Source organism: Dictyobacter aurantiacus (assembly GCF_003967515.1).
Taxonomy (GTDB): Bacteria; Chloroflexota; Ktedonobacteria; order Ktedonobacterales; family Ktedonobacteraceae; genus Dictyobacter; species Dictyobacter aurantiacus.
In genome coordinates this window covers 1417715-1433599 of sequence record NZ_BIFQ01000001.1, presented here as the reverse complement: position 1 = coordinate 1433599, position 15885 = coordinate 1417715, and the positions used below count along the sequence as shown (strand labels likewise).

At 51.9% G+C, this 15885-nt stretch carries 13 protein-coding genes and 1 tRNA gene; 5 read left to right on the top strand and 9 right to left on the bottom strand.

From position 1 onward, the window contains the following. Positions 1-3 precede the first annotated feature (3 nt). Positions 4-1947 (bottom strand): sensor histidine kinase, encoded by a 1944-nt coding sequence (locus tag KTT_RS05810; RefSeq protein WP_126595080.1) that lies wholly within the window; start codon positions 1945-1947, stop codon positions 4-6. A gap of 567 nt (positions 1948-2514) precedes the next feature. On the opposite strand from KTT_RS05810, the gene KTT_RS05805 reads away from it, so the two are divergent. Both KTT_RS05805 and KTT_RS05800 read left to right on the top strand, forming a co-directional pair. Continuing rightward, the gene (locus KTT_RS05805) at positions 2515-2940 is read left to right on the top strand and encodes a hypothetical protein (RefSeq protein ID WP_126595079.1); all 426 of its coding nucleotides are present in this window, start codon (positions 2515-2517) and stop codon (positions 2938-2940) included. 327 nt (positions 2941-3267) lie between these two features. Next, a complete protein-coding gene (locus tag KTT_RS05800) occupies positions 3268-4278 on the top strand; it encodes a tyrosine-type recombinase/integrase (RefSeq protein ID WP_126595078.1) in 1011 nt (336 codons plus the stop codon). Between the two features lie 163 nt (positions 4279-4441). Here the strand turns inward: KTT_RS05800 and KTT_RS05795 are convergent, their stop codons facing one another. The 4 genes from KTT_RS05795 to KTT_RS05780 all read right to left on the bottom strand — a co-directional run bounded on the left by KTT_RS05795 (position 4442) and on the right by KTT_RS05780 (position 8902). Beyond that, entirely contained in the window at positions 4442-5089 is a 648-nt protein-coding gene (locus KTT_RS05795) for a zinc ribbon domain-containing protein (RefSeq protein ID WP_126595077.1), read from the bottom strand. Between the two features lie 168 nt (positions 5090-5257). Continuing rightward, on the bottom strand, positions 5258-7759 hold the full coding sequence (locus KTT_RS05790) for a ComEC/Rec2 family competence protein (protein ID WP_126595076.1): 2502 nt from the start codon (positions 7757-7759) through the stop codon (positions 5258-5260). Between the two features lie 85 nt (positions 7760-7844). Beyond that, positions 7845-8120, bottom strand: coding sequence for a hypothetical protein (locus tag KTT_RS05785; RefSeq protein ID WP_126595075.1), 276 nt, complete (start codon positions 8118-8120; stop codon positions 7845-7847). Further along, positions 8117-8902, bottom strand: coding sequence for a ComEA family DNA-binding protein (locus KTT_RS05780; RefSeq protein ID WP_126595074.1), 786 nt, complete (start codon positions 8900-8902; stop codon positions 8117-8119). Before KTT_RS05780 ends, KTT_RS05785 begins: the two co-directional genes overlap by 4 nt. 319 nt (positions 8903-9221) lie before the next feature. Between KTT_RS05780 and KTT_RS05775 the strand changes: the two genes are divergently transcribed. The 3 genes from KTT_RS05775 (at position 9222) to KTT_RS05765 (ending at position 11285) form a co-directional block, all read left to right on the top strand. Then, entirely contained in the window at positions 9222-10061 is an 840-nt protein-coding gene (locus tag KTT_RS05775) for an inositol monophosphatase family protein (RefSeq protein WP_126595073.1), read from the top strand. A 103-nt stretch (positions 10062-10164) separates the two neighbouring features. Continuing rightward, entirely contained in the window at positions 10165-10992 is an 828-nt protein-coding gene (locus tag KTT_RS05770) for an MOSC domain-containing protein (RefSeq protein WP_160145669.1), read from the top strand. 221 nt (positions 10993-11213) lie between these two features. Then, positions 11214-11285, top strand: a tRNA-Arg gene (locus KTT_RS05765). A gap of 137 nt (positions 11286-11422) precedes the next feature. On the opposite strand, the gene KTT_RS05760 is transcribed toward KTT_RS05765, so the two are convergent. The 4 genes from KTT_RS05760 to KTT_RS05745 all read right to left on the bottom strand — a co-directional run bounded on the left by KTT_RS05760 (position 11423) and on the right by KTT_RS05745 (position 15822). Further along, a complete protein-coding gene (locus tag KTT_RS05760) occupies positions 11423-12391 on the bottom strand; it encodes a tyrosine-type recombinase/integrase (RefSeq protein ID WP_126595071.1) in 969 nt (322 codons plus the stop codon). An 11-nt stretch (positions 12392-12402) separates the two neighbouring features. Continuing rightward, positions 12403-14307: a hypothetical protein gene (locus KTT_RS05755; protein ID WP_126595070.1), complete on the bottom strand. Its 1905-nt coding sequence runs from the start codon at positions 14305-14307 to the stop codon at positions 12403-12405. An 8-nt stretch (positions 14308-14315) separates the two neighbouring features. Further along, positions 14316-14552, bottom strand: coding sequence for a hypothetical protein (locus KTT_RS05750; protein WP_126595069.1), 237 nt, complete (start codon positions 14550-14552; stop codon positions 14316-14318). A gap of 802 nt (positions 14553-15354) precedes the next feature. Further along, positions 15355-15822 (bottom strand): helix-turn-helix domain-containing protein, encoded by a 468-nt coding sequence (locus KTT_RS05745; RefSeq protein WP_160145668.1) that lies wholly within the window; start codon positions 15820-15822, stop codon positions 15355-15357. Positions 15823-15885 lie beyond the last annotated feature (63 nt).

The following is a 15885-nucleotide window of genomic DNA, read 5'->3' as shown; positions in this document are numbered from 1 at the left end:
TGCTTAGAAAGGTATGCCGACACGAACGGTTGTGCCACCGTCCGTCTGTGGTACGATGGTGAAGTGCCCCCCAAGCTCGATGGCACGTTCGCGCATTCCTTTTATGCCGTGGCCGGAGAGAATCTGTGGTTCTTCAGGCGTCTGCCGCATATCTTGTATGTCGGGTAAGGGAAAACCACGACCATTATCGTGGATATCAACTTCAATCTGTTCTGGCTGGTAGCGTATTACAACATCGAGCTGGCTGGCCCCGGCATGCTTATAGGCGTTGGTCAATGCTTCTTGCACGATGCGAAAGAACGTCGTTCCCATCTGCGCATAGCGGCGCGAGCGGAGGCGTGCCTCATCATATATATCGTCTGATCCTTCTAGATGTAACTGTGTCGGGATATCGCTGATCGCCTCAAATTCGCGCAGCTGGTTGCTTAGCATCTGCGTCAGGGTTGTGGTACCACTCATTAATGGTTTGAGCGAGAACATATAATTGCGCGTCTCCCACAGGGCCTGCTTGGAGATCATGACCATCTTGCCCAGACGTTCCGCCAGCGGAGCGAGCAGCTCGGCATCCTCTTCCGACGCCTCGATGATGCGCTGTGCCTGAGCCTCGCATGTTTCCGCCTGCAGGCTCAACATGTACGTCAACTGCGCGATCCCATCGTGAATCTCACGAGCGATACGTCCACGTTCGGCATCAGCTGCCAGCTGAACCGTTTGTTCCGCCAGACGGATATTATCTAACGCCACCAGCAGCTGCGTACCGGCGATGGTCAGAAACTTCTCGTGCTGCATGTTGAATGGCGTCATGCGCAGGCTTTCGGCCCCCAGCACCAGTTGTACATGTTCATCTTTGCGCAGGGGCAGATACAGACGCGCGATGCCTCTGCTCTCATCCTCAATCGGTTCAAATGTCAGCAATTTTTGTTTGGTCTGCAGCACCTTCTGGATGAGTCGGGTGCTGCTATCTGGCAGTTGATCCGCTGTAAACGTATTTTCCTGGCAGATCAACATAGGAGCCAGGTGAAGCGGCACGCGGGCGGCCTGTCCATCCCCGCGTGCAAGATCGATCAGCGCGATGGTCAGGCGGTCAAAACGGCCTCTCTGAATAGATTTGAGGCTGCGCTGCAATAATTGCTGGCGATCGCCGCTACTCTGGAGCAGCGCCTCCCCAATGTGGACCAGCGCGGCCTGTGTGCGAGCATTCTCCCGTTCTTGTCGCTTGCTGCGTGCATAGTTTTCTAGCAGATTGGACAGGTAGGCGACCAGGATAGCCACAATAGGCGTATCGACCAGCGAGCCCGCGATATCGACCGCGTTGGGGGTGTAGTTGCCAGCGCCGGGTGCATGTACAAACAGACCCAGCAGCGCGAACAGATCGTAGCCCAGAGCGGCCAGCAGGCCACCCTGGTAGCGGAACGCCGCTGCGGCCGCGAAAACAGTCGACATCCCATAGCGGTAGAAAGGTGAGCCCAGGCCGAAAGGTGGATTCAAAAATGGCGCACTAAAATACATAACGAGCCCGCAGATAACCACATCCATACTATAAATGGCGATATTCCAATAATGGTTGCGTGTCTGCGCCAGGGGAGGAATGAGCCCTGCCTCTCCTTCTTCGTCCTCCCGCCGATGCCGTAAGGCGTCCGGCTGGTTCTTTGGGGAGCGCACCGATCCTGAGAGTAAGCGTGGAAACAGGATGTGCAGGACAGGAGCATAGAGGGTGACAATCAGGGTCTCAATGAATGTAATGATCAGCAGAAGGGTTGCCATCGACCCGTATTTGATTGTCTGGCTATCAATATATGTAGAATGGGCGAAGATAATAACGATAAGCGCATAGAGCCACATACTCCAACGCCAGACCAGAAAGAAGTAACTGGGTATAACACGGAGCCGCCGTAGGGTTGAGCGGGGCACGTTTCGTGCACGGAAAAAATTTCTCGCTTGCATCATGGCAACGGCCGCCTTTATGATTTGAACCTGTATTGTAGATACACCCTGATCTTCTCAATTATGCCTTGTTTTAAGTGGCGAGTCAATGTAGATGAGCTCGCGTGGCTGGAATATTGGATACTGCCGAAGTGTTATAGTAAGTGAACAGTAAATTTGGAAGCGCTCCATCCTTCCGTAGGAATCGGGGTGCAGGGGCGGCAGCCCCTGACGGGGTGTGTGCGAGCATGATCAAGTCCCCACAGACTTCTTTTTTTTCTTTTTTTTCGCGCCGACGAAGGCGGCAAGAAAAGACGTTTAAATGACCCCTGGAGTAATGCCAGATTTGCGAACCCTGAAAAGAAATATGTAGTATGGACGTATAATCATATATAGGTATTCCTGACACCGAGATATCTCCCATATTGATGTGAATATTAATGAAAACCCTTATCTGCTCTTGAGTTACGGAGAAAAACGAGGTATCATAAGACCGTTAGGAGTAAGAGTTTACGTATATCCTGGAATAGATCTTCAAGGACGAAGGTATGAGGTTCAGGTGTCACCACCAAAACTTTATGGAGGTGCTAAGTGGGATCAAAACAAGCTAACAAACCATCGGGCCGTCAGATAGCGATTCTGAATGATCTGGGGAACCGACCGCTGCGCGTCCGACCGGTGCGCTACATGGGTCGTGAGTGGTGGGCTATCGACTCTGAAGACATCTGGCCTGGAATGGTAATGGACCTGCGGCGCCTGGGGTTTGAGTCGGTAGCCATAGAAGAAAATGTTCTGGTGAGAGAAAGTTCTCCTATGCCCGAAATGCAGATGGAAGGCCCGGATGCGTTAAACGGATTGAAGCCTTTTCCTGTCATTCAGCCGACCATCCAGATTCGTCGAGAGTCGTATTTAACTGATTACTCATATTCAGACCTTGAATATCTCGATGATGATTATGAGGATGAAGACGAAGACGAAGAGTGGGATGCCGAAGACCTGGATGCCGAGCGCGAGTAGCTCCAGGCCTTTTTTTTATATAGATAACAGATAAATATCAATGTGACTGTAGCGCATTGTGTGCGGCACCTTCTGGATGGTTGCGATCTGGAAGGTGTTTTTTTGTGCACGAAGAATTGTCTTGAATGAGTATGAGATGCTTTGCTATCTTTTCATCTTCTGCTATAATGAAATGCATAAGTATGTGGCATGAGGCAATAAGAGAGCATTGACGGACGTGTGCATCGAGACGTTTTCCTGTACCAATGCGGTACATTATGGGAATACCATCGGCTGCGACTCCATACGAACGTGCAACTGAAATATATAAAGCAACGAGGAGCTAAAATGCAGAAGGATTCTGAGCAGGAAACAAAGCCTATCGCGGTACAAACCGAAGAAGTACCCATTGAACAGGACAATCTTTTCGGAACCCCCATTGTGCTTGATGATCAATTCGATGAGTCTGAAGCACCTGCGTCTCCACCCGAGCATATGGCTGCTTTGAACGAGCAGACCAGCCTGGCCGCCTGCGCGGGACCGTATCGTCAGGAATTGATGCTGCGCGGCAAATCTAATTACACTGTGACATGCTTTCTCTCGGATTTGAAGATGCTGATAGATTTCATGGGCGCTGATATCCCGGTTGGCCGCATTACGAAAGAGAACGTGACGGATTGGCTGATGAAGCTGAAGTTTGGTACACCTGGTATGACGCCAGCTCCCAAGACGATGGCCCGTCGCGTCACATTCCTGAAGAACTTCTTTACCTGGCTAGAGCGCGAGCATATTATTCGCGAGAACCCGGCCGCCAGCCTTACACTGGAGCGACCACAGCCGCCGCTCCCCGAACTCCTTACGGACGATGAGGTTCGGCAGTTGATGGAGGCGGCCCAGGAGGACGCCCGCTGTCACTGCCTGGTGTATCTTATCTTACGAGCTGGCCTGAAAAAAGAAGAGGTGATGGGACTCAAGGTTCACCATATCGATTTGATCGATCCCCATAATCCACTGGTCTCAATTCGTTTTGCCGCCTCAACAAACAAGCAGCATCGTGAGCGCCGCATCGCCTTGCCCGCTGAGTTTACTGACATCTTCCGCCGCTATCAGCAGAATTATCATGTGACAGATGTGGTCTTCCCCTGTACCGATCGCAATCTGAATTATATTCTGGCCAGGGCAGTGAGCGCGGCCAATATCAAGAAGCGCGTGACCCTGCAACTCTTGCGCGATACCTTTGCCGTACAGCAGTTGCGCGATGGTATCTCGCTGGATGGCTTGCGCGAAAAGCTAGGCCTCTCCGATGAAGCCTGGCTGGAATCCAAAGAAAAGTATCGCCGCCTGGCCTTCCCCAAATAGCCTGCGGCTGGCATGATTGTGCGCACCGTAGGTGCGCACTGGTATTATATAATGGTGCAGCAGGGGCGCATTCGCGCCCCTGCTGCACCATTATATAATACCAGTGCGGCCGCGCATGCGACGCCTGTATGGGGACGCTCAAGCTCCCCGATAAATACCCGCTTTAATATCGTTGAGGCGGTACCGTCATCCTTTGAGGCGGCTGGGGTGTGATGATGAAGTGGGTAGCTTGACGCTTGATGGTACTGTTGAGCAGTACAACGTTGAGAATAATGGCCCCGATGGCCAGCGGCCCCAGGCAGATCAGTCCGAAGCCAAACGTAAACAGGGTGCCGAGGATCATTAATGGCCAATAGAGGAAGAAACTGCATACAAGCAAGATAGATCCAACCGTTGTTTCACGCGTCATGAGCCAGCCAACCCCAAAGATACCGATTAGCGATAAAATAAATTCCGTTATCAGGGCCGTGTTATCTCTCTGGGTGATGGTAAATGCGCTGGCTCCATCTGCAGACGCAGCATAGGCGGTAAATGAGGCCTGGTACATTGGCGGTTGCTGATAAGGTGGAGGTGAGGCGGCATAGCCATTGGTGTGGGGAGGACGATATGAGTTCTGACCTGGACCATGTGGCGCTGGCTCCTGGACTGGTGATACAATGTTTGGTCGCTGCCGGGATGCGGGCGACCCGTTTTCAAGTGGCGGATATGCGCCATACGATGTATGTGGTTGCTCATTGCCGGTGCTGCTTCCACATGCCGGGCATATCCTGGTTGTCTCTGCTATTTCTTTTCCGCAACGTGTACAAAACATGGTTAGCCAAGTCTCTCTTACTATCAATGGACACGCAGGTTTTCACGGCTCTGACACACCCTGACAGTATCTCCTGCCGCGTTGCCATGCGCCGTATGTCTTTGTTTACTTACTTGTACGTACGCAAAAGATATAGGTTGTAGATGCAACAAGGCGCCAGCGGACCCGTTATGGTGGGGCTACCTTCCATCCTTGAGCATCACCTGTAACTTCAATTGTACCCGCTGTTCCTACATTTACAGTATGCATATGGGATAGTGTTTCTGGTAGCTTTATGGCGGTTACACCAGTCGCATGGCCTTTCTTTTGTGTTGCCGGAGGGGTCTCGATCAGCAGCGATGGATGAGCCTGCTGAATGAGAGGCCCCAATTCTTTGCGCACTGGTTGCTGACCATCACCAACAATCTGAACAATATCAGCACCGAGCGCACCTGATGTCGTTTGATTACTTAATTGCGAAAGAGCATACTGGCTTTGTGCTGCCGTACCCAGCAAGAGCAGCTGGATGCCGGGAGCCACGAGGCGTATAACCAGCGTATTATCCTGTATGCTCTTGCTGGGATGGAGTTGCGCGCCCGGCCACATGATCTGCAGAGACGTATATTCTCCTATTGTGAGCACGTTTCCACGTGCCAGAGATTGATAGGGAAGCCGTTGTTCCTGAATCGTCTGCCGCCAGCGGGCGTAGGTGGCCGAAGGATGGAGCATGCCTCCATCAACGACCGCGCCAACGCGATAGCGTGTCACCACATCCTGTAATCCCAGGAGATGGTCAGTGCGTGGAACCGTTAAGATGACCAGGTCGAGGAAACGCTGCCAGGATGGGAGGCGGCTATCCAGCGCCTGAGAAAGGGATGGTACATCCAGTCCGCCATCGATCAATATCGTTTTGGCGTCTGCCGTACGGATAAAGATCGCCTCACCCTGCGCGGGCTTACCAGTGGGACCAACGCGCAAGAAGTCGATGATGGTTGTTCCCGTGGCCTGTGAGCGCAGGCTGGCGATAGCGGTAGCCACAATAATAGTAATAGCTATGCCCCCATAGAGTAAGCGCTGCCCCCATTTTGAGCGTGATTTTCCGGGGACGTGGGGTTTCTCACTGGCTGGATAGCTGGACTGGCGTTTCAATAGGAAGAGCAGCCATAGGGAGAGAGGAAGATAATACAGCCAGGCCAGGCGGCTATCCAGCGTAGTGACACTCAGATAGGCACCGGGAAGGGCCGCGCAGATAAGGATGCTCTGGCTCATATACCACAACAGCGGCCAGACCAGCCAGCCACAGATAGTTGCCGCCAGCGCTGAGATCAGTCCCAGCGCGCAGAGGAGCAGGCCAAGGGTAATGATGATCCCCAGCAGCGGTACGGTGAGCATATTGGCGATGGGCGCGATAAACGAAATTTGCTGGAAGGTAAGGGCGAAGATGGGCAGTGTTGCCAGTTGTGCCGCCAGCGTCACAGCGCAGGTCTCTACCAGGAAATGCCCCCCCGGTAAACGAGTGAGTGGATGCAGGGGTCGTTGGATATGGGGTGTAAAGAGCACGATACCCAGCGTCCCCAGAAACGAGAGCTGGAAGCCTGTATCCCACAATACCAATGGATCGAGCAGGCTCATGCCCATGGCCGTAAAGGCCAGGGCGGTATAGATATTGTAGGTACGACCCAGTCGGGGGGCCAGCACCAGCAGGCCCCCCATCACTCCTGAACGGATGGCCGCTGAGCCAGCGCCGCTCAGGACGGTATACGCGGCGATGCAGAGCAGCACGATAAGGGTACCGAGCCAGCGTTGCCAACCGCGCACCCTGGAGCCACCCAGCTTTGTCGCTAGCCAGCCCTCATAAAACCAGCGCGTACAGCTGGCGACCAGCCCGGCTGTCAATGTAACTTTAAATCCTGATGGAACGATGAGGTGCGCGGTCCCAGTGACGTTAAATGCCTGGCTCAGCGACCCGAGTTGTGGCGTACGCAGGCCGAGCACGATCGCGATCAACAAGGCCGCGTATGGCTGGGGCAGGGACTGCTCGATCAACGTCATAAATTGAACGCGCCAGTGATAGAGCCAGGCGACGAGCGGATTTCCACCATGACCGGTGATGGTGAGCCGTGGAAACGCCATCTGTGCCAGCACGTCCGCTGGACCATGGGGAGGAGGCGCGCCAAGCTTCCCCTGGAGCATCAATTGATCTCCATAATTGGCGCCATAGACATCTTCAATACTGGTTCCACTGATCTGAACCTCAATCGTACCGTGTACCGTCTGCCAGCCAGTGCTGCCTGGCGTGACAATCCCCTCCACCGCAACCTTTAAGAGACGTGTCCGCCCCTCCAAACGTGGTTCATCACTGACCGTACCCTGCACCTTTACCGCCCTGGAACTGATCTGATGCGCGATTGACAGTGGATCATTGCCGGGCAGGACCCCTGTATAGCGCCAGGCTCCCAGAATAAGAAATAGCAGTGCCAGCAGCGGCTGGCGTAGTGTAGGTGTCCGCCAGTAGTAGATGAGGGCCAGCAGGACTCCTATCGCCGCGAAGAGGAGTAAAAAGGGAAAGGATGCTGCAAACCAGGTAGCCAGTAGGATACCGGTCAACCAGCCGATGGCTGATACCACAACAGGCAACCCGGGTAGCGCAAACCGTGGAACAGGTGCTGGCCCCGGACGTATTTCGCCCATCACTTCCTCCTCCCCACACTACCACCTCAAGCGCTTGTAGATGTTCCGCGCCCGTTCAGCATTCTGAAGCTGGCACGCCGTTGTCTTAATGAGTCGTGAACTGGTGTGCCATTAGAGTTGCCAGTTGATTGGCATAAAAAGCCGCGATAGCGGCACCGATGCCGAGGCCAATCAACGTTCCTAGACGCTTGCCCAGTCGTCCCCCCTTCAGAATATTCAGGTCCAGCGACGTCGCCACCATCCAGCCCAATAGCACACCCAGCCAGCGTCCCAGCAATGTCCCCACGCCTATACCCAACAATAGACACACAACCCAGATCGCGCCCTGCAGCAACGTCATAAATCCATGTGTAATTGTCATGCTATGGTTACCATATCCTTTATCTTTGTATAGACGGTTTTACTTAGTACCTGTGATAACGTATCTACGGATAAGTATGGGCCATGTTGTAGCCGATAAGTAATGATTTTTTGCGCCGATGTACTACTGATCTGCAGGCCCTGGCGCAGCTCATCCGCGCTGGCCGTATTCACATTTACCTTGCTACCGGCCGTGTTCGTGGCAGTGGTCGCGCCTGATCCACCGGTTACTGGTGTCTCATTGGCATGGAGCACATATATCTCCTGTCCATCGCTCAGATGTGTCGCCAGGTTCAACGCGGTCAGATTAGCACCGGGCAGTGGACCGCCAGCGGCCTGCAGCAATTGATATACGCGTGCCTGATTGCCCAGTGTATAGACACCGGGATGCGCGACCGCGCCCGTAATATAGACCTGGATATTGCCACTATCCGCGTTACTCGCCGTCGAGGCATCACCCGTATTCTCAGCCGTAGCACTGACGGTCGGCAGTACTGGAGGTGATGCTGGTATAGCGGTCGCCGGCCGCCAGAGCCAGAAAATGCCACCAGCCAGAGCCACGATCAGCACCACAGGCAGTATCCACGACTGGTACTGCTTTTTCAATAGAACAACTGTAGAATCGGGAGCCAGCGCCGACTCCCCATCTGCATCCACAGAGATAAGAGGAGGAATGATCTCCGGCTCACGTGGTGAGGCCGCATCGGTCAACGTTTGCTGCTCAGTAATATCATACAAAGACGACGTACGAGGAGGAGTTGAAAGAGGTTGAAAAGGCATCATAGGCTACAGCTCCCATCTATCCACACACCACACTAATCATCGCCTGCACAGCATAACAAATAATTCCATGTGTATCAATACATAAAATTGATGATTTTCATTATCTATCTTGCTATACAAAAGACACACTATGGGAGCAATATCGTTTAACCCATCGGGTAGTTTAAGAAAGTAGAATGACACCTCTGTAAATAGCAAAGGCTATTATCGTTGAACACTTGTGAATTGCATGAGATAATGCCTCTACAGCAATAATAGCAGGCTTGTGATAGAGATGCTTATATCGGCATCAATTTAGCCGGATTTTAGGAGTTTTAGCGTGCATAATTCACGACTTAAGTTAATAGCTGCAATTGAGGCAGCTCTCTCCGCAGGGGATCACATGGTTCAAAAATTTGGTACACAGATTGACATCATCGAGAAAACATCACCGATGGATGTTGTTACTGACGTTGACTTTACATGCAATCGTATTATTGAACAGGTCATTCATCAAACGTTCCCCGACGATAAAATACTTTCAGAAGAGTTGCAGGAAAGCTTTTTATATGGCAGAAACTGTTCTTCTATTTGGATAATAGACCCATTAGATGGGACAACAAATTTCACCCGGAGCATTGCTTTTTCTTCTGTATCTATCGGATATATGGAAAATGGCGCCATAACTATGGGAGTGATATATGATCCTTATCATAAAGAGTTCTTCTTTAGTCTCAAAGGACAGGGAGCAAGATACGCAAAATCAAGTGAAATAATCATGTGGCTCAATGCAGAACCAAACAACAATATGCCAGGAAAATTATGCGCTTCGATGAGCAAGGAATTTGATTCGCGGACCGCCCTGGTAGCACTGGGGATTCCATCCGATCCTGAAAGAAGCGCAGTAGCATTATCAAAGACCTTGAAATTGATACCTTATGTAAAGGGGATTCGAGACTTCGGGTCCTCAGCTTTACACCTGGCGTATGTAGCCGCAGGGCGATTGGATGCTTACGTTGCTTACGGACAATTCGTGTGGGACTACTCTGCGGGACTTCTATTGGTTCAAGAAGCAGGCGGATTTGTCACATTTCCAGATGGTGAAGACAACGATGCCCGGGAGGTCATTGCCTCTCGGACACAGGATTTCGGTTATGAGTTGATAACCCTCATCAGTTAGAAACGCAGACTTTCAAATGAGCCTGGAAATACAGCAGAGCAGTGCCCCTACTCATCTTCGATGGAGAGAAGAACTTGCTCGCGGGGTTATGGAAGGAGTTATCGTGTCAGAGATTGTCTTGAAAAGTATTCGTATCTATCCTATCAAAGCATGCGCTGGGATCGAGGTTGAAGAAGCGCAGATGGAAAGGCGGGGTTTGAGGTATGATCGGCGCTGGATGCTGATGAACGATGCAGGAACCTACTATGATCAATTGAGCCATCCGCGCCTGGCCTGTATTGTCCCACAGATACATGAAGATGGATTACGCCTCCAGGCACCAGGGATGCCGTCGTTGCGCGTTCCTTTTCATCTGGAACAGATAACTCCCCTCAGTGTGCGTATCTCGCGCAGTATTTGTGAAGTGCTCCCTATCGGCAAAGAGATTGACGAATGGTTTCAAGATTTCTTACATGTCTCATGCCGACTCGTCTTTATGCCTGAGACGACTCAGCGCACTGTGAATCCTGACTATGCCATCAATCAAGATATCGTCAGTTTTGCCAGCGGCTATCCCTATCACCTGATTGGGGAAGCTTCGGTAGCCCATGTGAACCAGCTTCTTGATACACCTGTGCCATTGGAGCGTTTTCGCCCCAACCTGGTGATCACCGGTGCACCGGCCTTTGCGGAAGACAACTGGCAAACGATACGTATTAATCAACAGATTTTTCACTTGGTGAAGCCTTGTGATCGCTGCGCCATTACAAACGTTGACCAACGCACCGGCGAAGTGGCTGGAAAAGAACCTCTCAGGACGCTTGCACGCTTTAGAACGGTTAAGCAAAAAGTGCTCTTCGGCCAGTATTTGCTAGCGGAAGAGAAGGGTCTTTTGCGTGTGGGCGATCTAATACAGGTAGTGCAATCTCGTGTGCCTGCCCCCACCTCATAGTAAAAAACCGCGCTTTTTCTTGCGCATGTGCAGGTACCGTTGCTTTTTAAGGCTTTGCTTTAGCGTAAAGCATAAAACACCCCTGATTGACTGTTGAGAGCACAGGACGTGGTGAAAATACTAGGGAAACAGGCTCTAAGGGGTTTTACTTTAATGCGGTGCTATCTGGCTTGAGATGCGACTTGAGAAAGCTTGACGAATATGGTATACTCCTTGATGAAGTTCCCGTAGCTCAGTGGATAGAGCACCGGTCTCCGGAACCGGGTGCGCTGGTTCGATTCCAGTCGGGAACACTCAGCAATACAAAATGGCTCCAGAAGCCAAAAGGACCCAAACGGGAGGAAGTGGAAAACCCCCTGTTTGGGCCTCTTTTTTACCAGGTCTTGGTGCGTAGAAGGCACTTTCTACGCACCAAAACATCCCCGTTATGTCAATTAGAATGCTTGTGTTTTTTCTTCCGTAGAAGCTCCATAGCAGACACCGCAGAGAACTTATGCTGTTCTTTTCGGGCCGATCTGGAGTCAAAATCCTTGAGATATTCCTCTGTAATCTCAACGCTACTGTGACCCATGAGCCGGGAAAGTTTATAAATTTCGCCGCCCTGTTCCAGGTAGATTCTAGCAAAAGTATGTCTGAAGGTATGCGCTGATACTCGAACCCCCTGTATCCCCGCCTTCTCTTTTAGTTCAACCAGGAAACGCTCGATTCCACTACGAGTAAGAGGGTGCCCATGCCGGTTTACAAAAACTAGATTTTCAGCATCTGCAGCAGGTTTGCGGTGCTGGTGGACATACTTCCAGAGGAACTTACTCACGCCTGGTGCTATGCCAACCTCGCGCTCTTTACGGCCTTTTCCGAATACCCTGATGTGATCTTCATACACATCCTGCAGGCGCAGCCCGCACAACTCAGATACACGGATGCCAGTTTCTAATAGCACGAGGATAATAGTGAAATCGCGAAACCCTAGAGGAGTTGAGGTGTCGCAGGCTTCCAGCATGGCCTTGATATGCTCTGCTGAGAACGTCGGGATAATGTAATCGGGAACAGAGGGAAGCTTGAGGCGCGATGCAGGATTCTTTTCCAGCAACTCTTCTTCTACGCACCAGGAGCAGAACCCCTTGATGACCTGGACGTATCCCTTTACAGTCAGGGGAGAGACCGGCGACTTCTCATCATTATCTGTCACTTTCTTTCCTATAGGAGCTTCTTGTACATGCAGCACAAATGAGCGCAGGTGAGTCGTGGTAATTTCATGGAGACGAACGATCCCTTCTTCCTCGGCCAGCCAGTTCGCGAAGAAGGTGAGCTTTTGCTGATACCATTCGATTGTGCGATTGCTACGGCCACGTGTGCGGCAGTCTATGATGTACCCATTGATAGCTTCTGTAATCTTCATAAGCAGTGCTCCTATGCGATATCCGAAAAATTATCAGAGTCAGTTTCAGGATTGCCATTTTTTGATCGATGCCCTTTAGAGCGCAATTCATCGAAGATTGTATTGACCTCGGACCAGTCGGAGGGAGCCAGGTCGACGCCGTAGTATTTCCGCTCCTCTTCCAGCTGAAGCGCCGTGACAAAGCCATAGGCCAGGCGCTTCTTCCAGACCTCTTCACAGTAGACCCGTTCCTTTTTCTTGTCGTAGTCCTGAATCTTACGCAGCACCCACAGGGCATCAGAATAGAGGTCAGGTTGCCGGACCCGCTGGCCCGTGATGCTGCTGACTTCGCCAATCTCATCAGGCGGAGCCAGGGCGACCGCCGACCGAAACGTCCCGGCCAGCAGGGCAATCAGACTATCGAGCTTTGCCATGCGCCGATCGCGCTTGACCAGGCGCGTGCGCACTTCTTCAAAGGACCTGGGTGAAAGGTGGTCGAGCAGTTCGACCAGCTGATCAGGGGAGAGTCCCGCCAGGGCAGAGCGGGCCAGATCGCGCAGCACGTCAACCGACACATCACGGAGACTTTCTTCCAGGGCTGCATATTGCCTACCCGCTTCAGTCATGCGCAGCTTGCTCGGCAGTTCAACAACGTAGGTGAGAAAGGCCACCGAGAGCAGACAGCGCGACCAGGCCGCGGGACTCTCACCAGAGCGTACCAGCTGAAACAAATCATCATCTGACCAGCAGAACACGTGCTGCAGTTCATCATCAATGCGGATGTATTCGGCCTGTTTGATCACCTGCAGCGGCTTCTCCTGTATGACCTGCCGGATACGGTTTTCCTGCTCGCCAGCAGGATCAGCGGTGCAGGTGTCATGCTGGACGCTGTAGGCCTGCTGGACCAGTTCCCATACGGTATGTGTCGGAAGCCGGGAGGTGTTAGAGTCACTGGACTGTTCGAGATCCACAAAGCGGAGCCACTCTTCCGTAGCATACTTCCAGAGCGTCTCAAACATCGCGATCACCGTGAACGCCTCATTAAGATCGTATTTGTTGAAGAAGGCCCGCTTAAATCGGAACTCCAACCGCCAGATCTCAGAGCGACCATTCCAGCCATTCGAGAGCCAGATCGGTTCAAACCACTGCTTTTGATGCTTCTTGATTTCTAATGTCTTGTTGTAAATTTGGGCCGAGATGTCAGAGGCATGAGAGCCAAAGTCCAGGGTTGCAATGCGCTGGTGCGTCGTGCGCAGCGCGGGCTGCAGCAGCAACTCCTGTTCAAGCGCGTGCTTGTCCTGTTCAATTTGCTCTTGCAGCCTGGCGTAGTCCCGCTCAGAGAGTCCGCCCTCTTGTTCCTCATTGGTCGGAGGGAGCGGCCGGTCACTAATGTTGGTGACGCGAGAGACGAACGGGAAGCGGTCAGGATCATGGATGCACAGCGTTGAAAAGTCGAACCCCTGCAGATCTATGCACAAGTGCACTTCCGATGCCTGCTGATGGAACAACTCACCGATAAACTCATGCAACATGGCCTCAGCCGCCACGATAGACTGTTCCGGCCCGATCATGTGCAACAGGTGCGAGGAGAAACGCGCCTGGCAGAACACGTTCCCCTTGAGGGTGCCATAGGACAGGTTGATCTTGATATCATCGGAGTAGAGTAGCCAGGACCAGGGACTTGACCCATGCTCGCGCATCATCAAGGTTTGGCTATAGGTCTGCTCACCCGCCCAATAGGTGAAGGTCAGATCGGTTGGTACGTGCACGTGTTCTTTGCGGGCAGTCTTCTGCCAGGCATCCAGCTGGTTCGCGATATGGTCAGGGAGCGGCTGACCATTGGGGCGGCCATCCGATCCCACAAACTTAAAGTTCACAAAGAAGGTATCAGGGCCGCGGTTGACCACCTTCAACTCAACTGGAGATATCAGAAGCATCTCGGCGTTCATTGGGACACCCCCTGTTCTTCTGTTTCCTCATCCAGCACGAGCGAGAGTCCATTGACCCATCGGGTGATGCCACCACCAGGCGCGGCCACCGCCACATAGGAAGCATGTTTGAGCCGACAACGATGCATCAGATTGAGCGCGGCCAGCAGAGGAGAAGAGGCTTCAATCTCATCAACTATCGGGAACTCAGAGGACGGCCAGAACCGCCAGAGGGCTACATCATATATGATCATAGGCACACCTCCAGAAGAGAAGAAAGAGAACAAGAGCAGGTATTTTGCACCCCACGTGTTACTGGTTTCGTGGGGTTCAACTTGCCTCCATGCGCAACAACATAGCTGAAAGTTACGTATACACGAGTAGGAATAAGCGCATCAGTGAGGATCATAAAATGCAATGGAAATACAGGATTGCAGTAGTGGTAAGTGTTCTGTTCTCTCCCATATGTCTCTATTGTAGTTGGGTTTTTTTTGAAAGAATATGGTACGGTGGAGGTGGTATCAACTATTTTTGCGCTATTTTCATGTTGATAACATCTCTTTTGAGCTTGGTCTTGGCATGGGGAAACTATAAAGAAGCGAAGCAACAGAAGCTCTAAATGAGTCAAGATGGTCTTGCGGCTAGCGTCTCCACCCACTCCGCGATGTGCTACGCATTCCATGCCGAGGCGAGAGGATATACTGAGGAGCAATATTTTGCCGCATCGTGCCATAAAGTTTGCTGCTCAACAAGGATCTACAAGCATTTGTTCCCAGGTGTGAAAGATCTGACTTCGTACCAGGATTCGACGCGGATATGTGCTTTTGATGAACCATCTTTAGATGAGCATGCAATCAACGAAAAAGTTCTGCCCACGGGATGTGCAACGAGATGCATGTGTCAACGAATTCGCTCCAAAAAAATCTTTGCATTTTCCGCATCTGTCACCAGACCTGCAGGGTGAACTTTACCACAGGTTTGGCCGACGGATGCAGATGGCAATCTCGTTGCGCAAGGTCGTGGGCTACCCTATGTTGGAGATAAGTGGGTATGGTACTATGGCCGGTTATTCAGGAAGGCTACGATCAATTCAGCGGTCTTGTTTGGAGCTTCAACCTGAGGTGAATGACCAACCCCTGGCAAGACGATTACCTGCACTCCTGGCACCATGTGATACTCATACAGGTCGTTGGCTGCGCCTACTGCAATCTGGTCTTCAGCCCCAAAAATCACCAGCAGCGGTTTTCTTAGCGCTTTCAGGTGAGCTTCTAGAGGTTCCGCAGTGGTAAACTGGTCAAAAGAGTGTTGCGTCTCAACATACGCGGTATCGGTCATCACCTGAAGATCCAGGCCAGGCTCAAGTGGATTCCCCTCTCGCTGAAAGATACTCAGCCCCAGTTCAGTTTCGAGTTCGCGAATTTGTTGACTGATAGTCGCTTCGCTCACATAAAGATGTTGCGCTGCCTTGCGCATGGTTTTCCACTGGATAAGAGCGACAACATACTCGAGCTGCCGCAATTGCATACTGGTTCCTCTCCTCTGCCACCAGGTAGGATGGCCTGTTTCACCTGAAAAAACAGAGCAGAA